Origin of the sequence: Pseudoalteromonas sp. SG41-1 (assembly GCF_014164575.1) — a bacterium.
Taxonomy (GTDB): domain Bacteria; phylum Pseudomonadota; class Gammaproteobacteria; order Enterobacterales; family Alteromonadaceae; genus Pseudoalteromonas; species Pseudoalteromonas rhizosphaerae.
Genome location: NZ_JACJFL010000127.1, coordinates 1 through 360, shown reverse-complemented (window position 1 = coordinate 360; position 360 = coordinate 1). Strand labels below are relative to the sequence as shown.

Sequence of the window (360 nt, the reverse complement as noted above, 5' to 3'; positions counted from 1 at the left end):
CCACGGAGTGATTCATGACTGGGGTGAAGTCGTAACAAGGTAGCCCTAGGGGAACCTGGGGCTGGATCACCTCCTTATACGATTTAGAACTTATTTGTTCGTAGTGTCCACACAGATGATTGTTAATTAGTTTTACCCTTTGGGATAACTAATTAATATGCTCTTTAAAAATTTGGAAAAGCTGATAATAAAATTCGTATGAATACAGTGTATTTGTACAGAGTTTTCAAAAGTAAAAAAGAATGATAGCAGTATCATTCAGTGCCATTTAATGAACGTTTACGTTTGTTGATTGGTATCTACTTTAGTATTCAATATTAACTTCTGGCGAAGTTAAACTGTCACGAAACAAAGACCCGT

Annotated in this window: 1 rRNA gene; it reads left to right on the top strand. The window is 35.8% G+C overall.

The window, feature by feature from the left end:
• Nucleotides 1–77, top strand: a 16S ribosomal RNA gene (locus H5203_RS22585); the annotation flags it as partial.
• Nucleotides 78–360 lie beyond the last annotated feature (283 nt).